General features: G+C 62.6%; 1 pseudogene. It reads right to left on the minus strand.

Annotation, left to right across the window (positions count from 1 at the left end):
* Positions 1-41: 41 nt before the first annotated feature.
* A pseudogene (gene tapW / locus BN1120_RS09290) lies at positions 42-580 on the minus strand (type IVa pilus ATPase TapW); the annotation flags it as partial.

Below are 580 nucleotides of genomic sequence, written 5' to 3' on the forward strand. Positions count from 1 at the left end.
GAACCCGAGGGTTCCCTTTTTCGTGGCCGCCGGGCCCGGTCTTAGAAGAGGTCGCCCTCGTCCTTGGTGGGCTCCAGGCTCCAGCCGCTCGCCGCCGCGCTGTTGCCAATCTGGCCCTTCTCCCGCCAGAGTTTGATCTTGAGGCGCAGGTTGTTCTGGGAGTCCGCGTTCTTCACCGCCTCCTCCTCGTCGATCACCCCCTCGACCACCAGATCGAACAGAGTACTGTCGAAGGTCACCATGCCAAGGGCCCTGGATTTTTCCATGATCTCCTTGAGGCCGCCAAACTCGCCGCGTTTGATGAGATCGCGCACCGTGTGGGTCCCGAGCATTACCTCCACCGCCGCCCGGCGCCCGCCGTCCGTGGTCTTCACCAGCCGCTGGGAGACAAAGGCCTTGAGGTTGTTGCCAAGGTCGTTGAGCAGTTGGGGTCTGCGCTCTTCCGGGAAGAAGTTGATGATGCGATCCAACGCCTGGTTGGCGTTGTTGGCGTGCAGGGTGGAGATGGCCAGATGCCCGGTCTCCGAGAAGGCGAGGGCATGCTCCATGGTCTCCCGATCGCGGATTTCACCGATGAGGA

Origin of the sequence: Aeromonas caviae (genome assembly GCF_000819785.1) — a bacterium.
Classification (GTDB): Bacteria; Pseudomonadota; Gammaproteobacteria; order Enterobacterales; family Aeromonadaceae; genus Aeromonas; species Aeromonas caviae.